General features: G+C 72.5%; 21 protein-coding genes and 1 pseudogene. 10 read left to right on the top strand and 12 right to left on the bottom strand.

The window, feature by feature from the left end; genetic code table 11:
- From pucD to ACWGN5_RS10870, 4 genes are all read left to right on the top strand, one after another.
- The gene (gene pucD / locus ACWGN5_RS10885; RefSeq protein ID WP_453513413.1) at nucleotides 1-2,394 is read left to right on the top strand and encodes a xanthine dehydrogenase subunit D; all 2,394 of its coding nucleotides are present in this window, start codon (nucleotides 1-3) and stop codon (nucleotides 2,392-2,394) included.
- A 251-nt stretch (nucleotides 2,395-2,645) separates the two neighbouring features.
- Nucleotides 2,646-4,118 (top strand): NCS2 family permease, encoded by a 1,473-nt coding sequence (locus ACWGN5_RS10880; RefSeq protein WP_453513411.1) that lies wholly within the window; start codon nucleotides 2,646-2,648, stop codon nucleotides 4,116-4,118.
- Nucleotides 4,119-4,159: 41 nt separating this feature from the next.
- Nucleotides 4,160-5,296: an XdhC family protein gene (locus ACWGN5_RS10875; RefSeq protein WP_453513409.1), complete on the top strand. Its 1,137-nt coding sequence runs from the start codon at nucleotides 4,160-4,162 to the stop codon at nucleotides 5,294-5,296.
- A gap of 45 nt (nucleotides 5,297-5,341) precedes the next feature.
- The gene (locus ACWGN5_RS10870; RefSeq protein ID WP_453513407.1) at nucleotides 5,342-7,669 is read left to right on the top strand and encodes a bifunctional serine/threonine protein kinase/MFS transporter; all 2,328 of its coding nucleotides are present in this window, start codon (nucleotides 5,342-5,344) and stop codon (nucleotides 7,667-7,669) included.
- Here ACWGN5_RS10870 and ACWGN5_RS10865 read toward each other — a convergent pair.
- The 3 genes from ACWGN5_RS10865 to ACWGN5_RS10855 all read right to left on the bottom strand — a co-directional run bounded on the left by ACWGN5_RS10865 (nucleotide 7,666) and on the right by ACWGN5_RS10855 (nucleotide 9,351).
- Entirely contained in the window at nucleotides 7,666-7,908 is a 243-nt protein-coding gene (locus tag ACWGN5_RS10865; RefSeq protein WP_453513405.1) for a hypothetical protein, read from the bottom strand. The two genes, ACWGN5_RS10870 and ACWGN5_RS10865, sit on opposite strands and share 4 nt — an antisense overlap.
- On the bottom strand, nucleotides 7,905-8,540 hold the full coding sequence (locus ACWGN5_RS10860; RefSeq protein WP_453513576.1) for a TNT domain-containing protein: 636 nt from the start codon (nucleotides 8,538-8,540) through the stop codon (nucleotides 7,905-7,907). The genes ACWGN5_RS10865 and ACWGN5_RS10860 overlap by 4 nt, the downstream gene beginning before the upstream one ends.
- A gap of 205 nt (nucleotides 8,541-8,745) precedes the next feature.
- Nucleotides 8,746-9,351, bottom strand: coding sequence for a TetR/AcrR family transcriptional regulator (locus tag ACWGN5_RS10855; protein ID WP_369147281.1), 606 nt, complete (start codon nucleotides 9,349-9,351; stop codon nucleotides 8,746-8,748).
- A gap of 115 nt (nucleotides 9,352-9,466) precedes the next feature.
- Here ACWGN5_RS10855 and ACWGN5_RS10850 point away from each other — a divergent pair, with 115 nt between their 5' ends.
- Nucleotides 9,467-10,630 carry an acyl-CoA dehydrogenase family protein gene (locus ACWGN5_RS10850; RefSeq protein WP_453513403.1) on the top strand — a complete coding sequence of 388 codons (1,164 nt, stop codon included), beginning with the start codon at nucleotides 9,467-9,469 and terminating at the stop codon, nucleotides 10,628-10,630.
- Here the strand turns inward: ACWGN5_RS10850 and ACWGN5_RS10845 are convergent.
- The 5 genes and pseudogenes from ACWGN5_RS10845 to ACWGN5_RS10825 all read right to left on the bottom strand — a co-directional run.
- Complete coding sequence (locus ACWGN5_RS10845; RefSeq protein ID WP_453513401.1) at nucleotides 10,590-11,522, bottom strand: S8 family peptidase; 933 nt, start codon at nucleotides 11,520-11,522, stop codon at nucleotides 10,590-10,592. The genes ACWGN5_RS10850 and ACWGN5_RS10845 overlap by 41 nt on opposite strands.
- Nucleotides 11,523-11,658: 136 nt before the next feature.
- Entirely contained in the window at nucleotides 11,659-11,853 is a 195-nt protein-coding gene (locus ACWGN5_RS10840; RefSeq protein ID WP_453513399.1) for a hypothetical protein, read from the bottom strand.
- A 60-nt stretch (nucleotides 11,854-11,913) separates the two neighbouring features.
- Entirely contained in the window at nucleotides 11,914-12,897 is a 984-nt protein-coding gene (locus ACWGN5_RS10835) for a cyanobactin maturation protease PatG family protein (protein ID WP_453513398.1), read from the bottom strand.
- Nucleotides 12,898-13,384: 487 nt separating this feature from the next.
- Nucleotides 13,385-13,951, bottom strand: a complete 567-nt coding sequence (locus ACWGN5_RS10830; protein ID WP_453513575.1) for a GlcG/HbpS family heme-binding protein — start codon at nucleotides 13,949-13,951, stop codon at nucleotides 13,385-13,387.
- A 152-nt stretch (nucleotides 13,952-14,103) separates the two neighbouring features.
- Nucleotides 14,104-14,541, bottom strand: a pseudogene (locus ACWGN5_RS10825) (LysR substrate-binding domain-containing protein); the annotation flags it as partial.
- Here ACWGN5_RS10825 and ACWGN5_RS10820 point away from each other — a divergent pair.
- Nucleotides 14,437-15,063 (top strand): carbonic anhydrase, encoded by a 627-nt coding sequence (locus ACWGN5_RS10820; protein WP_453513395.1) that lies wholly within the window; start codon nucleotides 14,437-14,439, stop codon nucleotides 15,061-15,063. The pseudogene ACWGN5_RS10825 and the gene ACWGN5_RS10820 overlap by 105 nt on opposite strands.
- A 40-nt stretch (nucleotides 15,064-15,103) precedes the next feature.
- On the top strand, nucleotides 15,104-15,574 hold the full coding sequence (gene cynS, locus ACWGN5_RS10815; protein WP_453513392.1) for a cyanase: 471 nt from the start codon (nucleotides 15,104-15,106) through the stop codon (nucleotides 15,572-15,574).
- Nucleotides 15,575-15,582: 8 nt separating this feature from the next.
- On the opposite strand, the gene ACWGN5_RS10810 is transcribed toward cynS, so the two are convergent.
- Entirely contained in the window at nucleotides 15,583-16,200 is a 618-nt protein-coding gene (locus tag ACWGN5_RS10810) for a TetR/AcrR family transcriptional regulator (RefSeq protein ID WP_453513389.1), read from the bottom strand.
- A 192-nt stretch (nucleotides 16,201-16,392) separates the two neighbouring features.
- Between ACWGN5_RS10810 and ACWGN5_RS10805 the strand changes: the two genes are divergently transcribed.
- The 3 genes from ACWGN5_RS10805 (at nucleotide 16,393) to ACWGN5_RS10795 (ending at nucleotide 18,464) form a co-directional block, all read left to right on the top strand.
- Nucleotides 16,393-17,154, top strand: coding sequence for an SDR family NAD(P)-dependent oxidoreductase (locus ACWGN5_RS10805; protein ID WP_123456073.1), 762 nt, complete (start codon nucleotides 16,393-16,395; stop codon nucleotides 17,152-17,154).
- 88 nt (nucleotides 17,155-17,242) lie between these two features.
- Nucleotides 17,243-17,950, top strand: a complete 708-nt coding sequence (locus tag ACWGN5_RS10800; protein ID WP_453513388.1) for a TetR/AcrR family transcriptional regulator — start codon at nucleotides 17,243-17,245, stop codon at nucleotides 17,948-17,950.
- 130 nt (nucleotides 17,951-18,080) lie between these two features.
- A complete protein-coding gene (locus tag ACWGN5_RS10795) occupies nucleotides 18,081-18,464 on the top strand; it encodes a zinc ribbon domain-containing protein (RefSeq protein WP_453513386.1) in 384 nt (127 codons plus the stop codon).
- 82 nt (nucleotides 18,465-18,546) lie between these two features.
- On the opposite strand, the gene ACWGN5_RS10790 is transcribed toward ACWGN5_RS10795, so the two are convergent.
- The 3 genes from ACWGN5_RS10790 to ACWGN5_RS10780 all read right to left on the bottom strand — a co-directional run.
- A complete protein-coding gene (locus ACWGN5_RS10790) occupies nucleotides 18,547-19,503 on the bottom strand; it encodes an electron transfer flavoprotein subunit alpha/FixB family protein (RefSeq protein WP_453513385.1) in 957 nt (318 codons plus the stop codon).
- 33 nt (nucleotides 19,504-19,536) lie between these two features.
- Nucleotides 19,537-20,322, bottom strand: coding sequence for an electron transfer flavoprotein subunit beta/FixA family protein (locus tag ACWGN5_RS10785; RefSeq protein ID WP_453513384.1), 786 nt, complete (start codon nucleotides 20,320-20,322; stop codon nucleotides 19,537-19,539).
- A gap of 28 nt (nucleotides 20,323-20,350) precedes the next feature.
- Nucleotides 20,351-20,554, bottom strand: a 204-nt coding sequence (locus tag ACWGN5_RS10780) for an acyl-CoA dehydrogenase family protein (RefSeq protein WP_363292842.1), incomplete at its 5' end; no start/stop codon positions are given.

The raw sequence follows: 20,554 nt of genomic DNA, 5'->3' as shown, positions 1-20,554 counted from the left end.
ATGGCTCAGAACACACTGCCGGTGGGCACGCCCACCGACGTCACGCAGAACCACGTCAAGGGCGGCATCGGCGAGTCCACGCTCCGCCCGGACGGCACCCTCAAGGTCACCGGCGAGTTCGCCTACTCCTCGGACATGTGGCACGAGGACATGCTGTGGGGCCAGATCCTGCGCTCCACCGTCGCGCACGCCGAGATCGTGTCCATCGACACCTCCGAGGCCCTCGCGATGGACGGCGTCTACGCCGTGCTGACCCACGAGGACCTGCCGGCCGCGAAGAACTACGGCATGGAGTTCCAGGACACCCCGGTCCTCGCCTACGGCAAGGTCCGGCACCACGGTGAGCCGGTCGCCCTCGTGGCCGCCGACCACCCGGAGACCGCCCGCCGCGCCGCCGCCAAGATCAAGATCGAGTACCGGGAGCTCCCGGTCATCACGGACGAGGCCTCCGCCCTCGCCCCGGACGCGATCCTGGTCCACGAGAACCGCGACGACCACCACTCCGGCCACGTCCCGCACCCCAACATCGTGCACCGCCAGCCGATCATCCGCGGCAACGCCGACGAGGCCGCCAAGCGCGCCGACGTCATCGTCAAGGGCGAGTACACCTTCGGCATGCAGGACCAGGCCTTCCTCGGCCCCGAGTCCGGCCTCGCCGTACCGGCCGAGGACGGCGGCGTCGACCTGTACGTCGCCACCCAGTGGCTGCACTCGGACCTCAAGCAGATCGCCCCCTGCCTCGGCCTGCCCGAGGAGAAGGTCCGGATGACCATGGCCGGTGTCGGCGGCGCCTTCGGCGGCCGCGAGGACATCTCCATGCAGATCCTCGCCTCGATCCTCGCCCTGCGCACCGGCAAGCCGGTCAAGATGGTCTACAACCGGTACGAGTCCTTCTTCGGGCACGTCCACCGTCACCCGGCGAAGCTCTACTACGAGCACGGCGCCACCAAGGACGGCAAGCTCACGCACATGAAGTGCAAGATCGTCCTGGACGGCGGCGCGTACGCCTCGTCCACGGCCTCGGTCGTCGGCAACGCCTCCTCCCTCTCGGTCGGCCCGTACGTCATCGAGGACGTCGAGATCGAGGCGATCGGCCTCTACACCAACAACCCGCCCTGCGGCGCCATGCGCGGCTTCGGCGCGGTCCAGGCCTGCTTCGCCTACGAGGCGCAGATGGACAAGCTCGCGGCCAAGCTGGGCATGGACCCGGTGGAGCTGCGCCAGCTCAACGCCATGGAGCAGGGCACGATCATGCCGACCGGCCAGGTCGTGGACTCCCCGGCCCCGGTCGCCGAGCTCCTCCGCCGGGTCAAGGCCCGCCCGCTCCCGCCGGAGCGCCAGTGGGAGACCGCCGGCGAGGGCGCGGACGTCCGCGCGCTGCCGGGCGGCCTGTCCAACACCTCGCACGGCGAGGGCGTCGTCCGGGGCATCGGCTACGCCGTCGGCATCAAGAACGTCGGCTTCTCCGAGGGCTTCGACGACTACTCGACCGCCAAGATCCGCATCGAGGTCATCAACGGCGAGGCCGTCGCCACGGTCCACACCGCCATGGCGGAGGTCGGCCAGGGCGGCGTCACCATCCACGCGCAGATCGCCCGTACCGAGCTCGGTGTCCAGCAGGTCACCATCCACCCCGCCGACACGCAGGTGGGCTCGGCCGGTTCGACCTCCGCGGGCCGCCAGACGTACATGACCGGCGGCGCCATCAAGAACTCCTGCGAGATCGTCCGCGAGAAGGTCCTGGAGATCGGCCGGCGCAAGTTCGGCTCGTACCACCCGGCCTGGGCCAACGCCGAACTCCTGCTGGAGGGCGGCAAGGTCGTCACCGACGGCGGCGAGGCCCTCGCGTCCATCGCGGACGTCCTGGAGGACCAGGCCGTGGAGGTCGAGGAGGAGTGGCGGCACCGTCCGACCCAGGCCTTCGACCTCGTCACCGGCCAGGGCGACGGCCACGTCCAGTACGCCTTCGCCGCGCACCGCGCGGTCGTCGAGGTGGACACCGAGCTCGGTCTCGTCAAGGTCATCGAGCTGGCCTGCGCGCAGGACGTCGGCAAGGCGGTCAACCCGCTCTCCGTGGTCGGCCAGATCCAGGGTGGCACCACCCAGGGCCTGGGCGTCGCGGTGATGGAGGAGATCATCGTCGACCCGAAGACCGCGAAGGTGCGCAACCCCTCCTTCACGGACTACCTGATCCCGACGATCCTCGACACGCCGACCATCCCGGTCGACTACCTCGAGCTGGCCGACCCCAACGCGCCGTACGGCGTCCGGGGCATCGGCGAGGCCCCGACCCTGTCGTCCACCCCGGCCGTCCTCGCGGCGATCCGGGCGGCGACGGGCCTGGAGCTCAACAAGACGCCGGTCCGCCCCGAGGCGCTCACCGGCACCCTGTAGGACTCTCCGGGCGGTGCGTGCCTCCCAGGAACGTCACACTTCCACCGCCCGCACCGCCCGGAGCACTCCCTCGACGGAGTACCCGCATCACCGGCAGTACCAGCAGTACCCCCGTACCACGGCAGTACCCCGTTCGTCTCGGGCCGTCCCCCGGGTCGTGCAGCCAACTCAATATCCCAAATCCCGCAGCTTCACGTCAGAGCTTGAGAAGTCTGATGCGGGTGCCCCTTTGAACCTTGGGAGTAGGCCCCATGACCCAGTCGTCTGTGGAGCCCAAGACCACCGCTGAGGACGCGGGCTCCGGCTCGCGCACCCCCGCCGGGCGCTCTTGGCTCGACCGGTACTTTCACATCTCGGAGAGAGGATCCACCGTCGCGACGGAGATCCGCGGCGGCGTCACCACCTTCATGGCGATGGCGTACATTCTCCTGCTCAACCCGATCCTCCTGGGCGGCCCGGACGTCGACAAGCACGTCCTCGCCTCCTCCGCCGTCATCACGGCGACCGCCTTCGCGGCGGCGGTGACCACCCTGCTGATGGGCTTCGTCGGCAAGGTCCCGCTCGTCCTCGCGGCGGGACTCAGCGTCTCCGGTGTGCTCGCGACCCAGGTCGTGCCGCAGATGACCTGGCCGCAGGCCATGGGCATGTGCGTCGTCTACGGCGTGGTGATCTGTCTCCTGGTGGTCACCGGCCTCCGCGAGATGATCATGAACGCCATCCCGCTGCCGCTCAAGCACGGCATCACCATCGGCATCGGCCTCTTCATCGCGCTGATCGGCTTCAACAAGGCCGGCTTCGTCGGCGCCGGGCCCCAGTTCGGCCCGCCCGTCACCATGGGCTCCGGCGGTGAACTCGTCGGCTGGCCCGTCCTGATCTTCGCGGTCACCCTGCTCGCGATCTTCGCCCTCCAGGCCCGCAAGGTCCCGGGCGCGATCCTCATCGGCATCGTCGCCGGCACCGTCATCTCGCTGATCGTCAACGCGGTCGCGGACGTCCCGGCCAAGGGCCCGGGCGCCTGGGCCAACGGCGCTCCCGAGCTCAAGGGCAGCGCGGTCTCCAAGCCGGACTTCTCGCTCTTCGGCGACGTCTCCTTCGGCGGCTGGGGCGACGTCGGCTTCATCACCGTCGGCGTCATCGTCTTCACCCTCGTCCTCGCCGGCTTCTTCGACGCGATGGCCACCATCATCGGCGTCGGCACCGAGGCCAACCTCGCCGACGACAAGGGCCGCATGCCCGGCCTCTCCAAGGCGCTGTTCATCGACGGCGCGGGCGGCGCGATCGGCGGCGTCTCCGGCGCCTCCGGCCAGACCGTCTTCGTCGAGTCCGCCACCGGCGTCGGAGAGGGTGCCCGCACGGGCTTCTCCTCGGTGATCACCGGTCTGTTCTTCGCGGCCTGCCTCTTCTTCACGCCGATCACCCAGATCGTGCCCCGTGAGGTCGGCTCCGCCGCCCTGGTCGTCATCGGCGCGATGATGATGATGAACGCCAAGCACGTGAACTGGGGCGACAGCTCCGTCGCGATCCCGGTCTTCCTGACCGTGGTCCTGATGCCCTTCACCTACAGCATCACCCCGGGTGTCGCGGCCGGCGTCATCGCCTACACCGTCATCAAGGTGGCGCAGGGCAAGGCCCGTGAGGTCGGCGCCTTCATGTGGGCCCTGACCGCGATCTTCATCGTGTTCTTCGCCCTTCACCCGATCGAGGGTTGGCTGGGCGTCAGCTGACGTCCGACAATCACCCTCCGTACACCCCCAAGGAGACCGACATGCTGGACATCGCCGAAGAGCTGCACCGGTGGGTCGAGCAGGGACGCACCTTCGCCGTCGCCACCGTGGTGGCCGTCGGCGGCAGCGCGCCCCGGCAGCCGGGAGCCGCACTCGCCGTCGACAGTGACGGCACGGCGATCGGGTCGGTCTCCGGCGGGTGTGTGGAGGGCGCGGTCTACGACCTGTGCGTCCAGGCCCTCGAAGACGGCAGGACCGTCGTCGAGCGCTTCGGCTACAGCGACGAGGACGCCTTCGCGGTCGGCCTGACCTGCGGCGGCATCATCGACATCCTCGTCACCCCGGTCCGCGGCGGGGTCTTCCCCGCCGCGCTGGCCGCCGCCGTCTCGGGGGAGGCGGCGGCCCTGGCGAGGATCGTGGACGGACCGGAGGACCTGTTGGGGCAGGCCCTCCTCGTCCGGCCCGACGGCTCGTACGAGGGGAAGCTCGGCGGCCACCCCGAGCTGGACCGCACCGCGGCCGCCGAGGCCGGGGCCATGCTCGACGCCGGCCGCACCGGCACCGTGGAGATCGGCGAGGACGGCAGCCGCTGCGGACAGCCGCTGACCCTCCTCGTCGAGTCCTCCGTCCCCGCCCCCCGCATGATCGTCTTCGGCGCCATCGACTTCGCCTCCGCCCTCGTCCGGGTCGGCAAGTTCCTCGGCTACCACGTCACCGTCTGCGACGCCCGGCCGGTCTTCGCGACCCCCGCCCGTTTCCCCGAGGCCGACGAGATCGTCGTCGACTGGCCCCACCGCTACCTGGAGTCGACCGAGGTCGACGGCCGGACCGTGCTCTGCGTCCTCACGCACGACGCCAAGTTCGACGTGCCCCTCCTCCAGGCCGCCCTGAAGCTTCCCGTCGCCTACATCGGCGCGATGGGCTCCCGCCGCACCCACGAGGACCGCAACGAGCGCCTCCGCGAGGTCGGCGTCACCGAGCTCGAACTCGCCCGCCTCCGCTCCCCGATCGGCCTCGACCTCGGCGCGCGCACGCCCGAGGAGACCGCCCTGTCGATCGGCGCAGAGATCGTCGCCAACCGCCGCGGCGGCAGCGGCGTCTCCCTCACCGGCGCCCACACCCCCATCCACCACGACGGACCCCGCGAACCGGACGGACGCATAGGTTCGGTCGCATAGCTCCGTTTCCCGGACCGCGCCGGTACCGACGGATAGATTCTCGACGTGGACCAGCTGACTGCCGAAGACCCGACACACGTAGGCCCGTACCGTCTCATCGCCCGCCTCGGGGCGGGCGGTATGGGCCTCGTCTATCTCGGTCGCGACGACGTCGGCCGTACGGTCGCCGTCAAGGTCGTCCAGTCCGAGTACGCCGCCCAGCCGGAGTTCCGCAGACGCTTCGCCCGCGAGGTGGCGGCCGCGCGAAGAGTGGGCGGCAGCTGGACCGCGGACGTCCTCGACGCGGACACCGACACCGGAGTCGCGGTGCCCTGGGTCGCCACCCAGTACATCGCCGGGCCCGACCTGACCACCGTCGTCGCCCGGGACTTCGGCCCGCTGCCCGAGCACTCCGTCCGCGTCCTCGCCAACCGCCTCGCCCTCGCGCTGCGGGTCGTGCACGACGCCGGCCTGATCCACCGCGACCTCAAGCCGTCCAACGTCCTGGTCACGGTGGACGGGCCCCGCGTCATCGACTTCGGCATCGCCCGCGCCATGGACAGCCTGGCCGGGGACAGCCTGCACACCCGCACCGGCATGCTGATCGGCTCGCCCGGCTTCATGTCCCCCGAGCAGGTCCGCGGACTCGAACTCACCCCCGCCAGCGATGTGTTCTGCCTCGGTGCCGTCCTCGTGTACGCCGCCACCGGCCGCCTCCTCTTCGGCGCCACCGACACCGGTCTGAACGCCCACCTCTTCCGGGTCGCCGAGGAGGAACCCGACCTCACGGGCGTCCCGGAATCCCTGCTCGGCCTCGTCCGCGCCTGCCTGGAGAAGGACCCGGCCGCTCGCCCCACGCCCGAGCGGATCGCCGCCCTGACCGCCGGGGACGGCGACGGGGTCTGGCTGCCGGGCGAGGTCCTGGTCCAACTGGGGCGGCACGCGGCGCAGTTGCTGGACTACGTACCGGCGGCGCGGGCGGAGGCGGCGGTCGACCGGCCGTCCGTACAGCCCGTCACGGAGACGGCGCCCCGCGACTCGGCACCCGCACCGGCACCCGCACCCGCCTACACCCCGACCGCTCCGGCCCACGAGGTCCCCGCCCCGTCGACCGGCCGCGGCCGGGGCCTGGCGGTGATCGTGCTCGCTCAACTGGCGGTGCTGTTCGGGGCGGTGACGCAGGACCCCTTCGGCCTCGACCGGGAGAACCCGGAGCTGTACTCCTTCGCCGTCCCCTTCGCGGCCTTCCTGCTGCTCGGCGGGCACCTCGCCGACCGGCTGGGCGGCAGGCGGACCCTGGTCGTCGGCCTGTCGGGCCTCGCGGCGGCCTGTGTGCTGGGCGGCTCGGCCGACGCGATCGCCCCCACCCCCGCCGCGCTGATCACGGCCCGCGCCCTCCAGGGCGGGTTCGGCGCCCTCGTGACGGCGGCGGCGCTGACCCTGGTGGCCACCGCCTTCCCCGAACCGGGTGCACGGGCCAGGGCCTTCGGCGTCTACGCCACCGCCGGCATCGGCGCGCCCGTCGTCGCGCTCCAGTTCGCGGAGCTGGCCTGGGGCCCGGTCCTGGGCATCGCCGCCGTCCTCGCCCTGATCGCCCTGGCCGGGGCACGCGTCCTGCCGCAGCACCGTCCGGACCGCACCGGCACCCGCCTCGACCTGCCCGGGGCCCTGCTCGGCGCCCTCGCGATCGCCCTGCTCCTGTACGGCACCGTCAAGTTGACGCACGGCTGGGGCACCCCCCTGGCCACGGGCCTGCTCTCGGGAGGCGCGGTCCTGCTCGCGGCCTTCCTGGGGTGGCAGAGCATCGCGGCGCACCCGCTGCTGCCCCCGTACGTCCTCAAGGACCGCAACCGGCTCGGCGGCCTCCTCGCCGTGCTCCTCGCCGGCGCGGGCGGCCTCGCCCTGCTGCCGCCTCTGATGTCGATCCTGACGTGGGACCTCGGGTACTCCCTGTCCCAGACCGGTCTCGCCCTGCTGCCCATGGTCGCCGCGCTCGCCGTCGCCGCGGTCCAGATCGCCCCGCGGCTGCTGCGCCGGGGCGTGGCGCCCCGCGTCCTCGCGGTCGCGGGCCTGGTACTCACCCCGCTGGGCGTGGCCCTGACCATCGTCGGGATCGAGAACGGTGCCGGATACGCGGTCCTGCTCCCGGCCACGGTCCTCGCGGGTCTCGGGATCGGCCTGGCCTTCATGCCGCTCTTCGCCACCGTGGTCGCCGCCGGCCTCGGCCGGCACACCGGCGCGGCCGCCGCCGCGGTCGTCACGGCCCAGACGCTGGGCACGGGCTTCGGCGCGGCACTCGGCTTCGGTTACGGCGGGCCGCCGTGGCCGTCGGTCGTCCTCCTGCTGCTCGCGGGGCTCGTCGCGGGCCTGATGGTGACGACCAGGGCTGCCTAGAGGCCCAGGAGGCCCCGGAGGTGGGCGCAGGCCGCCGCCTCCGACTCGTGCGTGGCGACCGGCTCGTACGCGCCCCGCTCGTACACCCCGGTCTCCCAGCCGGGCCCGCCCGGCCTCGTCCGGAGATAGACGAAGTCGGGCGGGGTGGGCGCCGGTTCGTGGACGCCCTCGATCCAGTAGTACGCGGCGGGCACCCCGGCCTCCCGGAGTGCCCGCTCCAGCGCGTGGCGGTCGGTCACGCGGGGACGCGCACCAGGTAGCCGTTGTCCAGCAGCCACTTGACGTTGAGGCGCTGGCCCTCGCCCGGGTTCAGGAACGCCGCGTCCAGCTTGATCTGGCGGCCGCCGCCCGGCTGCTCGAACCAGGGTGCGATGGAGCCCTCCCAGACGACGAAGCTCTTCGTCACCTCGTACAGGTGGTAGTCGCAGGGGAAGGCCGCGTCCCGGGTGTTGAGGTTCTGCGGGGGCAGCGCCCGCTTCGCGTAGGCGTCGCCGGCCGGGGCCAGGTAGCCGCCGTACTCCGAGCCGAAGCGGTCCAGGCGCTCGCCCTCCTCCAGGAGATCCGGCGCCTTGTCGACGGTGCCGTTGACCTCGGCGAAGCCGTCGTTCGGCGGGTACTTCCAGCTGCCGGTGTCGGCCGGGCCCTCCCAGTACTTCTTGAGGAAGTCGGCGGAGGAGAGCTGCCCGGTCCGGTGGTAGCGGTTGAGGAGCGGGCCGACCGGCTCCTGCCACTTCTTCGGCAGGAACTTCGGGCCGAGCCGCTTGTCGCCCTCGAACTCCCCGGTGCAGGGGGCCGGGGGAGCGGCGATTGGCTTCTCGGCGGGGGCGGCCTGCGCCGCCGGGGCCGCGGCGAGGGCGGCGGTGACGCCCATGGCGGCGAGGACGGCACGGATCCTGAGGACGGTACGGCTGCGCTCCACGCGGAGGCTCCCTGGGGTGGGGTGGTCAGTGGCGCGGCACACAGTAGTGGATCATCTGCGCAGAGTGATCGAACGCGGGACGGAATCCGGCCAGACGCGCTTCACCCGGCGAGCGTCAGGGCCCCGGGGGGCCGCTCGGGCGCGGTCCGGGGGTCGTTCAGGCCTTGCGGAGGCCGCTGAGCAGCAGTTCGGCCAGCTGTTCGTACGCCTCGGCGTCGGCGAGACCGGTCGCGGCGGCGACCTGGCGGCGCTGGATGCGGACCATCACCGAGGAGATGACGTCGGCCGCGAAGGTCACGTGCACCTCGCGGAACACCCCCGCCCGCACGCCCTCCTCGATGAGCTGCTGCACCCGGCCCGCCGCCGCGCGGGTGTTCCGCTCGTACACCTCGGCCGCCGGCTCGAAGGCCGCCACGTCGTCGAAGAAGGCCGGGGAGACCGGCGCCAGCTCGGCCGAAACCGCCCGCAGATAGGCGGCGAGCCGCTCGGCCGGGTCCGTCGCGGCGGCGAGCACCGCCTCGACCCGGGCGGTCGCGCGCCGGAAGAAGTGCACGACCGCCGCCCGGACGAGCTGCTCCTTGCTGCCCGCCAGGCCGTACAGGGTCCGCTTCGAGCAGCGCAGCCGCGCGGCGAGGTCGTCGAGCGTCAGCCGGGCGAAGCCCTCGCCGACGAGCAGGGCGACGAGCTCCTCGAAGAGGGCGGAGCGGCGCGCCGCTCCGCGGCCCGTCAGCTTGGGGGCGTCGGCGGCGGAGGTCTCGATCACCCCGCCAGTATTCCAGGCCGCCCCTTCGGGGGGTTACGGCGGCACCCTTCTGCGCTACTCTCAGCGGTACTGCAGTACCTTCCTCAGTACCACTTTGCGCGCCGCTGGAGTCGCCATGGATGTCGACCGCCTGCTTCCCACCCCCGAGGCAGCGGACCTCATCGCCCTCACCCGGGAGATCGCCGACAAGGAGCTCTCTCCGCGGGTGGACGAGCACGAGGCCGCCGAGACCTATCCCGAAGGGCTCTTCGCGACCCTCGGCGAGGCCGGGCTCCTCGGCCTTCCGTACCCGGAGGAGTTCGGCGGCGGAGGCCAGCCCTACGAGGTCTACCTCCAGGTCCTGGAGGAGCTCGCCGCGCGCTGGGCCGCCGTCGCCGTCGCCACCAGCGTCCACACCCTCGCCTGCCACCCCCTCCACACCTTCGGCACCCAGGAGCAGAAGGAGCGCCGGCTGCCCGCGATGCTGGAGGGCCGGACCATCGGCGGCTACAGCCTCTCCGAGCCGCAGGCCGGCTCCGACGCCGCCGCCCTCAGCTGCAAGGCCGAGCGCCAGGACGACGGCAGCGGCTACCGCGTCACCGGCACGAAGGCCTGGATCACGCACGGCGGCAAGGCCGATTTCTACGCCCTCTTCGCCCGCACCGCCCCCGGCAGCCACGGCATCTCCTGCTTCCTCGCCCCCGGCGCCACCGAAGGCCTGAGCTTCGGCGCGCCCGAGCGCAAGATGGGCCTCCAGGCCGTGCCGACGACGGCCGCGTACTGGGACGGCGCCCTCATCGAGGAGGACCGGCTCATCGGCCAGGAGGGCCAGGGCCTCCAGATCGCCTTCAGCGCGCTCGACAGCGGCCGCCTCGGCATCGCCGCCTGCGCCACCGGCCTCGCCCAGGCCGCGCTCGACGCGGCCGTGGCGTACGCCAACGAGCGCACCACCTTCGGCCGCCGGATCGTCGACCACCAGGGCCTCGGCTTCCTCCTCGCCGACATGGCCGCCGCCGTCGACGCGGCCCGCGCCACCTACCTGGACGCGGCACGCCGCCGCGACCTCGGCCGCCCGTTCAGCCGCCAGGCCAGCGCGGCCAAGCTCATCGCCACGGACACGGCGATGAAGGTGACCACGGACGCCGTGCAGGTCTTCGGCGGCTACGGCTACACCCGCGACTTCCCGGTCGAGCGCTACATGCGCGAGGCGAAGATCATGCAGATCTTCGAGGGCACCAACCAGATCCAGCGGCTCGTCATCAGCCGTGGCCTGGCGACGGCCGAGAAGGGCGTGCGGTAGGGCCTGTCCGGCGGATCACGGCCGGGGCCGCCGCACGCAGCGCCGTGTACGCGGCCCAGGCGTCGAGCAGCGGCGGCATCGCCGACCGCCGGCGTCCGGGCCCGTGCGTCACCGCGTACCGCACGGCCGCCGGGGTGGCGTCCGGGAACGCCGAGCGGAGCAGGGCGACCGCCCCCGTGACGAAGGGCGCGGCGGCGCTCGTACCGTTCAGGAGGACGGGGCGGCCGTCGAGGCCCACACCGGGGACGCGGTCGCCGGGAGCGCCGACTCCGTTGCGGCCGATCGAGATGCCCCGATTGGAGTGGGCCAGGGGGCGTCCGGCGTGGTCGTACGCGACCACCGGGATGACCCACGGGTGGTCGGTGAGCGGGGAGGAGCCCGTCCGGCCCTGGTTCCCGGCGGCCACCACGACGATCACGCCCCGGTCGGCGGCGTGACCGAGCGCCGCGTCCAGCGCGCGGTCGCGGACACCGGAGGGCGCGGGCTGGGCCAGGCTCAGGTTCAGGACGTGGGCGCCCGCGTCGACGGCCTCCGTGATCGCCTCCGCCAGCTCCGCGACGCGGACGCCGGCCAGACAGGTCGCGGGGCCGCCGTCGGCCGGATGATCCGCGAAGAGGGGCCGGGACAGCAGTGTGCAGCGCGGGCAGACGCCCCGGTCCCCGGCGAGGAGCGCGGCGACGGCGGTGCCGTGGGCACAGCACACGTCCGCGTGGGCACAGGACCCCGTTCCGGCGGCCGCCTCGGCGTCCGGACGCAGTTCCCGGACCGGACGGCCCGCGAAGGCGGGGTGGTTCGGGGCCACACGGCCGTCGATGACCGCGACCACGACCGAGGACCGGCCGGAGGTGCGCGCCATGAGCGGCGTGAGGCCGACCAGGTCCAGGGGGTCCATGCGTACCTCTTCAGGGGGAGCGGGCGGTCGCCCGCTGCGGAGCGGGAGCCGGTCGCCCGGCGTTGCCAGGGCCGGGCGAGCGTTCTCGTGGGCACTCTCGTGCGCGGGTCCGGATCCGTGGACGCCCCTCAGGGCGTCACCACCACGGGTCCTCCGAGCAGAATGCCTTCAGGCACTTCCTCACGCACGTGCGGAAGTCATGGCTTCCCTTGCAGTTGTTGCGGCAGACCGGTCCCAACTCCAGCTCGCAGAGTGCGTCCTGAGGGCGGATCAGATCGCCGGTCCGTGTGTCGCGCGTCGGCGCCTCGACGGCGAATCCGGGGATGCTCATGTGTCCGTTCGCCTCCTTCTCTCTTCCTTCTCTCTGTCGCCCGGGCCGGCGTTGCCCGGGTCAGCGGGCGAAGTACTCCTGGAACGGTGTCACCGGGAACGGGAAGTACCCGGCGAGACCCACGCGGACGAAGTACTTCTCGACCACGTTGGTCTGGAGGTTGGTGTAGGAGAACACGACCGTGATGACGGTCTGCGACCGGCTGCTGAGCCGGGAGGGACCGGCCTCCACCGAGGTGAGGACGGAGCCCTCCGCGCGCTTCTCGTTGGTCTTCTGGTACATCTCCTGGCAGCGCACCGTCAGGTAGTTGAGGACCCGGCCGACCGGGTCGGTGCCGGCGTTGTCGCTGAGCTGGAGCAGCCGGTCGAGCAGGGCGCCGACGACCTTCTCGAACTCCTTGCGGGAGGTGCCCTGGGGGCGCTCGATCGCGCCGATGAGCTCCTTGCGGTCGAAGCCCCAGGTCTTCACCACGCCGACGACGGGGACGGAGAGCCCCTGGCAGGCGCTCGGGGGCGCGACCGGGCCGAGCGCGCCCACCACCACGGCGAGGTCGCGCCCGTCGTCCACCGGACGCAGCGCCTCCACCAGTTCGTCGAGGCCGGTGGGGTCCGTGGCTTCGAGGATGTAGGTGTCGACGCCCTGGACGGACAGGACGAAGCACATCTGCCGGGCGAGATAGCGGTTCTCCGGGGCGGAGAGCACGCGGTACATCGCGTCGGCGTCGGTGCTGTCGGTCTGCCCGCCGGCCCCCGCCACCTGGAAGAACTCGTGCTGGATCGAGACGTTGGGGAAGACGGCGCGGACGCGGCCGAGCACGTAGACGTAGCCCCCGTCGTCGTTGTCGCCTCCGCCGCCGGAGGAGGCGGGCGCGGTACAGCCGCAGGACGACGGGACGACGGTCGCCTCGTCGGCGTGCGCGGGGCCGGGATCGCGCACGGGCCCGGGATCCTCCGCCGCGAGCACGGGGTCGGGCGGAGCGGGCTGGGCGTCGGTCTCCGGCGAGAGTCCCGCGGCGGGGGCGGTGTCGATGATCTCGGGGTTCATCAGTCACTCCTCACAGGGACTCTGTCGGGCCGTCAGAAGCGGGAGCGCGTTCAGGGGACCGGCCGGCGGGCTCTGTTCAGGGCGCCGGGGGTACCTGGCACGGCGGTTCAGCGGTCCGGCCCGCCACCGATCGTCATCCACCGGTTCAGCGCCTCGGCCCGGCGGCCGCAGCCACCGCAGGGACGGATCCCCACCGCCGAGGTCACCCGGGCGACGGCGTCGCCCAGCCCGATCTCCGTACCCTCACCGCCGGGACGCGCGAAGCCGGGGATGCGGACCCGATGCCGGGGGTCGTCGTGGCGACGGCTGCCACGGGAGTCGCGGGCCGTTCCCTTCCGGGCCTCACCCCGACTGCTCGTTGCGCGGTCAACCATCCTGCTCACATCCCGGACTTGGGCCGTTGGCGCCGACGGCGCACTCCCACCCCCTTCCATGCTCCTCCCGAACGGCGCCGCCCGCACGCGGGCCGGGCCCCGCTCCTCCCGGGCTACTTGGCGAGGGCGTCGACGCCGGCCCGGGCGAACTTCTCGTCGAGGTCGCCCGAGGGGGCACCCGCGACACCGATGCCCGCGATGGGGGCGCCCTTGGCGGTGACGGGGGCGGCACCGGCGAGGAAGAGGGTGCCGGGGATGTCGCGCAGGGTCGGGGCGTTGGTGAGGCGCTTGGCGAGCTCGGAGGTCGGGGCGTTCCAGGAGACGGCGGTGTACGCCTTCTTGACGGCCGACTCGTAGGACTGCGGGCCCGCGCCGTCGCCGCGCAGGGTCACGAGGGTGTTGCCGTTGCGGTCGACGACCGCGACGGAGACCCGCTGGTTCTCCTTCTCTGCGGCGTCCAGGGTCGCCTGCGCGGCCTTCGTGGCGGCCTCGATCGTCAGGTGCGTCGAACGGTTCGTGTTCTTGTTCTTGGCGTCCGCCTTGGCGGTGGCGGCGGCCGGCGCGGCAGCCGTCTCCTCGCCGGTGGCGCTCGCGGAGTAGGCCCCGAAGCCGCCGAGGGCGAGGGCGGCGACGATCGCGCCACCGGTCACGACACGGGTGCGCGAGGAGGCCTTCTTCACGTGCTTCATGGGATCTGCTCCAGTGAACTCGGGGAACCGCGGGGGCTGTCGGGATGCCGTGGCCCGTACTGCTCCCCATCCTGGTGCCGTACCTTGCCGCCGCCCGTCGGCGTCCCGGCTGCACCCGGCTTCCGCAACGGTGGACCCCGGGGTCATCCGATCGGTTGACCCTGTGCCTCGGCTCCCCATGCAGCCGCCAGCTCGGCGAACGCCCCCGCCGCCGCGCTCCGGTAGCCGGCCGCGCGCCGCAGCAGGGCGACCCCGCGGGACGGCAGGGCGGGGGAGAGCGGGACCGGGCTCAGCCAGGGGTGGTCCCGGGTGACGGCGTCGGGCAGGACGGTCGCCAGCGCGGTGCGCCGGACGATCTCGGTGAGCGCGGTCACCGAATTGGCCTCCACCGCGATCGCAGGACGGACGCGGTGCTCGGAGACGTACGCGTCGATGTGCAGCCGGGTGGCGAAGTCCGCGCTGAGAAGCGCCAGGTGATGGTCGTTCAGCTCCCCGGCCCGTACCGGCTCCGTCCGGCCCGCGAAGGGATGCGCCGGGCCCACCACGAGGCCGAGGGTCTCCGTGAACAGCTCCGTGGCCCCGACGCCCGGAAGGTGCTCCCCGTGGCGCTGTTCATCGGCTGCTCGGACGCCCGCGTCGTACCCGAACTGATCACCCAGACCGATCCCGGCGAACTCTTCGTCATCCGCACCGCCGGCAACCTCGTCCCCGCCCACACCCCGGGCACCGACGGCGTCACCGCCGGTGTCGAGTACGCCGTCGCCGTCCTGGGAGTGCGGGACATCGTCGTCTGCGGGCACTCCGCCTGCGGCGCGATGACCGCGCTCGCCGAGGGCCACGACCTGAGCGCCGCGCCCGCCGTCGCCGCCTGGCTGCGGCACGCAGACGCCTCCCTCGCCCGCGCCGCCGCCGGCGGGACGGTCGACGTGGCCGCCCTGGTCCGGGAGAACGTCGCCGCACAGCTGGCGAACCTGACCACCCACCCCTCGGTCGCCCGCGCCCTCGCCACGGGCGACGTACGGCTGCACGGCTGGGTCTTCGACATCGCCGACGGCACCGTCGAGGAGCTCCCCGCCACCGCGCGCCCCGCGCTCGCCGCCTGACCCCCCTCCGCACGAACCCCTCAGAAAGGACGTACCTCTCATGGTGCACGCCCAGTTCGACCCCACCGCCCGCCGCGCCCTTTCGATCGCCGCGGTCGACGCCAAGATCCGCAAGGACCTGAGCTGGCAGCAGATCGCGGACGCCGCCGGCCTCTCCGTCGCCTTCACCACCGCCGCCGTCCTCGGCCAGCACGCCCTGCCGGAGGAGGCCGCGCAGGCCGTCGCCGAGCTCCTCGGCCTCGACGAGGACGCGGTGCGCCTGCTCCGGACGATCCCCACCCGCGGCTCCCTCGACGGTGCCGTCCCCACCGACCCGACCATCTACCGGTTCTACGAGATGCTCCAGGTCTACGGCACCACGCTGAAGGAGCTCGTCCACGAGCAGTTCGGCGACGGCATCATCTCCGCGATCAACTTCAGGCTGGACGTGAAGAAGGTCGCCGACCCGGAGGGCGGCGAGCGCGCCGTCATCACCCTGGACGGCAAGTACCTGCCGACGAAGCCGTTCTGACGGACCGCTCAGCCGGTGATTCCCGCCCGGCTCTCCTCGGCGCCGAGGAGAGCCAGGGAATCGGCCCACAGGGCGTCGAGGCGGCCCGGGTCGTCGTACAGCTTGGCGAACAGCACCCGGCCCTCCAGGAGGGCGACCAGGGCCCGCGCGGCCGCGTCGGTGTCGGTCACCCCGACCTCGCCGCGCGCGCGGGCCTCCGCGACGGTCTGGGCGACCAGGGCGACCTGCTCGTCGAAGATCTCCCGCAGCCGCCCGCGGACGCTCTCCGTCCGGGTGCTCAGCTCCAGCGCCAGGTTCCCGAGGAGACAGCCCGTGACCGTGCCGCAGCTCTCCCGGCCGGCCCGCAGCTCGGCCTCCGTCGACTCGTACAGGCGCCGCAGCCGCCGCAGCGGAGGGACGTCCCCGGCCAGCGCGGCCGTCCACTCGGCGCGCTGCCCGGCCCAGTGCTCCTCGACGACGGCGAGGGCCAGCTCCTCCTTCGACGCGAAGAAGTAGTAGAAGCTGCCCTTCGGCACGCCGGCCGCCGCGCAGATCTCGGCCACGCCCAGGGCGGAGTAACCGCGCGACAGCATCAGCGTCCGCGCGGCGGTCAGGATGCGCTCGCGCGCGTCACTCGTTCGCCCCATGGCCAGAGTGTACGACCGGTCGACTACTTCCCTCCGGACCGCGCTCGGCCTCCGCTTCCGGGGGCACCGCACACGGTTCTATGGTGGGCGGCGCAGATCGCGCGGACCGCGCGGTCCTCCGCGGGCACGCGCCCGATCCGGCGGCCAACCCGGCGGCAGGGTCGCACCCGCACGACACGAACGAGGAGTTCCATGGACATCGCCGGCTCCGCCGCTCTCGTCACCGGCGCCGCCTCCGGCCTCGGCGCCGCCACGGCCGCCGCGCTCGCCGCCCGCGGCGCCACCGTCTACGGCCTGGACCTGGACAAGGCGGTGGCCGCAGCGGGCCCGCTGCCCGAGGGCGTCAGGCTGCTCGCCGCGGACGTCACCGACGAGGACCAGGTCCGCGAGGCGCTCGCCGCGATCGACGCCGACGGCGCCGAGCTGCGGCTCGCCGTGAACTGCGCCGGCATCGCCCCCTCCGCCCGCATCCTGGGCCGCAAGGGACCGCACGACCTCGACCTTTTCCGTACGGTGCTCAACGTCAACCTGCTCGGCACCTTCAACGTGATGCGGCTCGCCGCCGAGGCCATCGCCCGCCACGAGCCCGACGAGCACGGGCAGCGCGGCCTCGTCGTCAACACCGCCTCCATCGCGGCCTTCGAGGGCCAGGTCGGGCAGATCGCGTACGCCGCCTCCAAGGCGGGCGTCGCCGGGATGACCGTCACCGCAGCGCGCGACCTCGCGCAGTTCGGCATCCGGGTCGTCACCATCGCCCCGGGCATCGTCGACACCCCGATGATGGCCGGGTTCGGTGAGGACGTCCGGGCCGGTCTCGCCGCGAGCGTCACCTTCCCGCAGCGCCTCGCGCGCCCGGAGGAGTACGCCCGGCTCGTGACGATGATCGCCGAGCACGACTACCTCAACGGCGAGACGATCCGTATGGACGGCGCCCTCCGCATGTCGGCCCGCTGAGCCTCCGTACCCCCGTGACAGCACTCGGTGCCGGATTCTTCCGGCACCGAGTTCCACGCCCGGCACGTACGGGTGTTAGGTTCGGGCCATGGGAACAGCGTCGACGAACTCCACGAAGCCCGCGATGCGGGACTCCCTCATCGCCGCGGCCTTCCAGCTCTTCCTGGAGCGGGGCTACGAGCAGACCACCGTCGACGACATCGTCACGCTCGCGGGCGTCGGCCGGCGGTCCTTCTTCCGCTACTTCCCGTCGAAGGAGGACGTGGTCTTCCCCGACCACGAGCAGTGCCTCGCCGACATGACCCGCTTCCTCGCCGCGAGCGCCGACTCCGACGACCCCGTCGTCCGCGTCTGCGACGCCGCCCGGCTCGTCATGCGCATGTACGCCGAGAACCCCACCTTCTCCGTGCAGCGCTACCGGCTCACCCGCGAGGTGACCGGACTGCGCACCTACGAGCTGTCGGTGGTCTGGCGGTACGAGAAGACCCTCGGCGACTACCTGCGCACCCGCTGGGCCGACCGCAAGGACGGCACCCTGCGCGCCAACGTCGTCGCGGCGGCCGTGGTCGCCGCCCACAACCACGCCCTGCGGCACTGGCTGCGCTCGGGCGGCGAGGGCGACCCGCTGGCCGAGGTCGACGGGGCCCTGGAGTTCGTGCGCGGCACCTGGGGCGGCGGGCAGGTCGCGGAGGCGCCGGCCGAGGAGAACGAGGACGTCGTCGTGGTGATCACCAAGCGGTCCACCCCCATGTGGCGCGTGGTGCGCGAGGTGGAGTCGAGCCTCGGTGAGGGCTGAGGGATCACGGAAGGGCCACAGGGTTCTCAGTATCTCGAATTGAGGGAACTCAGGTCTTTATTTGATGGCACTCAGTGCCATATCTTTGCTCCATGCACGGTCGAGCCGCCGAGTGCAAGGAGAAGGCATCGTGTTCCACACGGGACTGAGGAGCGGGACCGCCGTCCAGGCCGAGGAATCGGCCCCCGACTCCGAGCTGTACTTCCAGCGCTGCCGCTGGTGCCACACCACCACCTTCCAGCGCCTGCTCTGTCCGACCTGCGGGTCGACCGACCTGGCGCCCGAACTCAGCGACGGCGAGGGCGTGATCTCCGTACGCCGCGGGGTCGCCGCCGCCGATGCCGACCTCTGGCCGGTCCACATGACCGAGGGCTTCGTGGTCCGCTGCCGCGTCGACGGACCGCCGCACGCGGTGCGCCCCGGCGTCCGGGTCAAGGTCTCCGGCACCTCCGTCTCCGGGCGCAGGCCGGTCGTCCGGCTCTGCGAGGAGGTCCCGCTCGACGGCTGGTACTGAGCGCGACGACCATTATCGGGCGCGAGCACGACGAAGGGGCGGGTGGCACAGAGTGCCACCCGCCCCTTCGTGCGGGGTGAGGTCAGCGCGCGCCGATCTCGTCCGTCAGCTGCGGCAGCACCTCGAAGAGGTCGCCGACCACGCCGTAGTCGACCAGGTCGAAGATCGGGGCCTCGGGGTCCTTGTTGACCGCGACGATCGTCTTCGAGGTCTGCATGCCGGCCCGGTGCTGGATCGCGCCGGAGATGCCCGCCGCCACGTACAGCTGCGGCGAGACCTGCTTGCCGGTCTGGCCGACCTGGTTGGAGTGCGGGTACCAGCCGGCGTCGACGGCGGCGCGGGAGGCGCCGACGGCCGCGCCGAGCGAGTCGGCCAGCTTCTCGACGACCGCGAAGCCCTCGGCCGCGCCGACACCGCGACCGCCGGAGACCACGATCGCGGACTCGGTCAGCTCGGGGCGGCCGGTGGAGACGCGCGGGGTGCGCGAGACGACCTTGGCGGCGTTGCCGGTGAAGGCGACGGTGACGTTCTCGACCGTGCCGGCGGCCGGGGCGGCCTCCGGGGCGGCGGAGTTCGGCTTGACGGTGATGACCGGGACGCCGTGCGAGACCGTCGACTTCACCTGGTACGAGGCGGCGAAGACGGACTGCGTGGCGACCGGGCCGTTCTCGCCGGCCTCCAGCTCCACCGCGTCGGTGATCAGACCGGAGCCGAGGCGGAGCGCGACGCGGGCCGCGATCTCCTTGCCCTCGCCGGAGGAGGTCACCAGGACGGCGGCCACCCCCTTGTCCTGCGCGATCTGGGTGAGCGCGTCGACCTTCGGGACGACGAGCTGCTCGGCGAACTCGGCGCCGTCCGCGACGTACACGGTGGCCGCGCCGTACTCGCCGGCCGTGGCGGCGATCGAGGCGGCGGCCTCGCCGGCGCCGAGGACGACGGCCGTGGGCTCGCCGATACGGCGGGCCAGGGTCAGCAGTTCGAGGGCCGGCTTGCGGACCGCACCGTCGGCGTGGTCCACGAGAACCAGGATCTCAGCCATGATTCCTTGCTCCTGAGGTGGTGTGACGGTGGGTCAGATGAACTTCTGGCCGGCGAGGAACGCGGCGAGCTGCTTGCCGCCGTCGCCCTCGTCCGTGACGATCGTGCCCTGCGTACGGGCCGGGCGGGCGGCCGCCGAGTCGACCAGGGTCCACGAGCCGGCGAGGCCGACCTCGTCGGCGTCGATGTCCAGGTCGTCCAGGTCGAGCTCCTGCACCGGCTTCTTCTTGGCGGCCATGATCCCCTTGAAGGAGGGGTAACGGGCCTCGCCGGACTGGTCGGTGACCGAGACGACGGCCGGCAGCGGGGCCTCCAGGTGCTCGGTGGCGGCGTCGCCGTCACGGCGGCCCTTCACGAGACCGTCCTCGACGGAGAGCTCCGAGAGCAGGGTGGCCTGCGGGAGGCCCAGGCGCTCGGCGAGCAGCGCGGGCAGCACGCCCATCGTGCCGTCGGTGGAGGCCATGCCGCAGACGACCAGGTCGAAGCCGGTCTTCTCCAGGGCCTTGGCCAGGATCGCGGAGGTGGCGATGACGTCCGAGCCGTGGATGTCCTCGTCGTTGACGTGGACGGCCTTGTCGGCGCCCATGGACAGCGCCTTGCGCAGGGCGTCCTTGGCGTCGTCCGGGCCGACGGTGACGACGGTGACCTCGGCGTCGTCGGACTCCTCGGAGATGCGGAGCGCCTGCTCGACGGCGTACTCGTCGAGCTCCGACAGCAGACCGTCGACGGCCTCGCGGTCGGTCGTCAGGTCGTCGGCGAAACCGCGGTCGCCGGTCGCGTCGGGGACGTACTTCACACAGACAGCGATCTTCAGGGTCACGGCCTGTCTCCTTTCGAGAGGCTGGTGGTTACGGGAGGTTGCGGGCCATGACGATGCGCTGGACCTGGTTGGTGCCCTCGTAGATCTGGGTGATCTTGGCGTCGCGCATCATGCGCTCGACGGGGTAGTCGCGGGTGTAGCCGTAGCCGCCGAGGAGCTGGACGGCGTCGGTGGTGACCTCCATGGCGACGTCGGAGGCGAAGCACTTGGCGGCGGCGCCGAAGAAGGTGAG

The organism is Streptomyces sp. NPDC055815, from assembly GCF_053616475.1.
This window is presented reverse-complemented; position numbering and strand designations above follow the sequence as displayed.

Coding starts and splice junctions, on each gene's coding strand:
- ACWGN5_RS10805 (WP_123456073.1), top strand. CDS start 16,393: ATGGACATCGCCGGCTCCGCCGCTCTCGTCACCGGCGCCGCCTCCGGC.
- ACWGN5_RS10820 (WP_453513395.1), top strand. CDS start 14,437: ATGGTCGTTCAGCTCCCCGGCCCGTACCGGCTCCGTCCGGCCCGCGAA.
- ACWGN5_RS10850 (WP_453513403.1), top strand. CDS start 9,467: ATGGATGTCGACCGCCTGCTTCCCACCCCCGAGGCAGCGGACCTCATC.
- ACWGN5_RS10845 (WP_453513401.1), bottom strand. CDS start 11,522: ATGGACCCCCTGGACCTGGTCGGCCTCACGCCGCTCATGGCGCGCACC.
- ACWGN5_RS10800 (WP_453513388.1), top strand. CDS start 17,243: ATGGGAACAGCGTCGACGAACTCCACGAAGCCCGCGATGCGGGACTCC.
- ACWGN5_RS10860 (WP_453513576.1), bottom strand. CDS start 8,540: ATGGGCGTCACCGCCGCCCTCGCCGCGGCCCCGGCGGCGCAGGCCGCC.
- ACWGN5_RS10875 (WP_453513409.1), top strand. CDS start 4,160: ATGCTGGACATCGCCGAAGAGCTGCACCGGTGGGTCGAGCAGGGACGC.
- ACWGN5_RS10840 (WP_453513399.1), bottom strand. CDS start 11,853: ATGAGCATCCCCGGATTCGCCGTCGAGGCGCCGACGCGCGACACACGG.
- cynS (WP_453513392.1), top strand. CDS start 15,104: ATGGTGCACGCCCAGTTCGACCCCACCGCCCGCCGCGCCCTTTCGATC.
- ACWGN5_RS10835 (WP_453513398.1), bottom strand. CDS start 12,897: ATGAACCCCGAGATCATCGACACCGCCCCCGCCGCGGGACTCTCGCCG.
- ACWGN5_RS10880 (WP_453513411.1), top strand. CDS start 2,646: ATGACCCAGTCGTCTGTGGAGCCCAAGACCACCGCTGAGGACGCGGGC.
- ACWGN5_RS10810 (WP_453513389.1), bottom strand. CDS start 16,200: ATGGGGCGAACGAGTGACGCGCGCGAGCGCATCCTGACCGCCGCGCGG.
- pucD (WP_453513413.1), top strand. CDS start 1: ATGGCTCAGAACACACTGCCGGTGGGCACGCCCACCGACGTCACGCAG.
- ACWGN5_RS10790 (WP_453513385.1), bottom strand. CDS start 19,503: ATGGCTGAGATCCTGGTTCTCGTGGACCACGCCGACGGTGCGGTCCGC.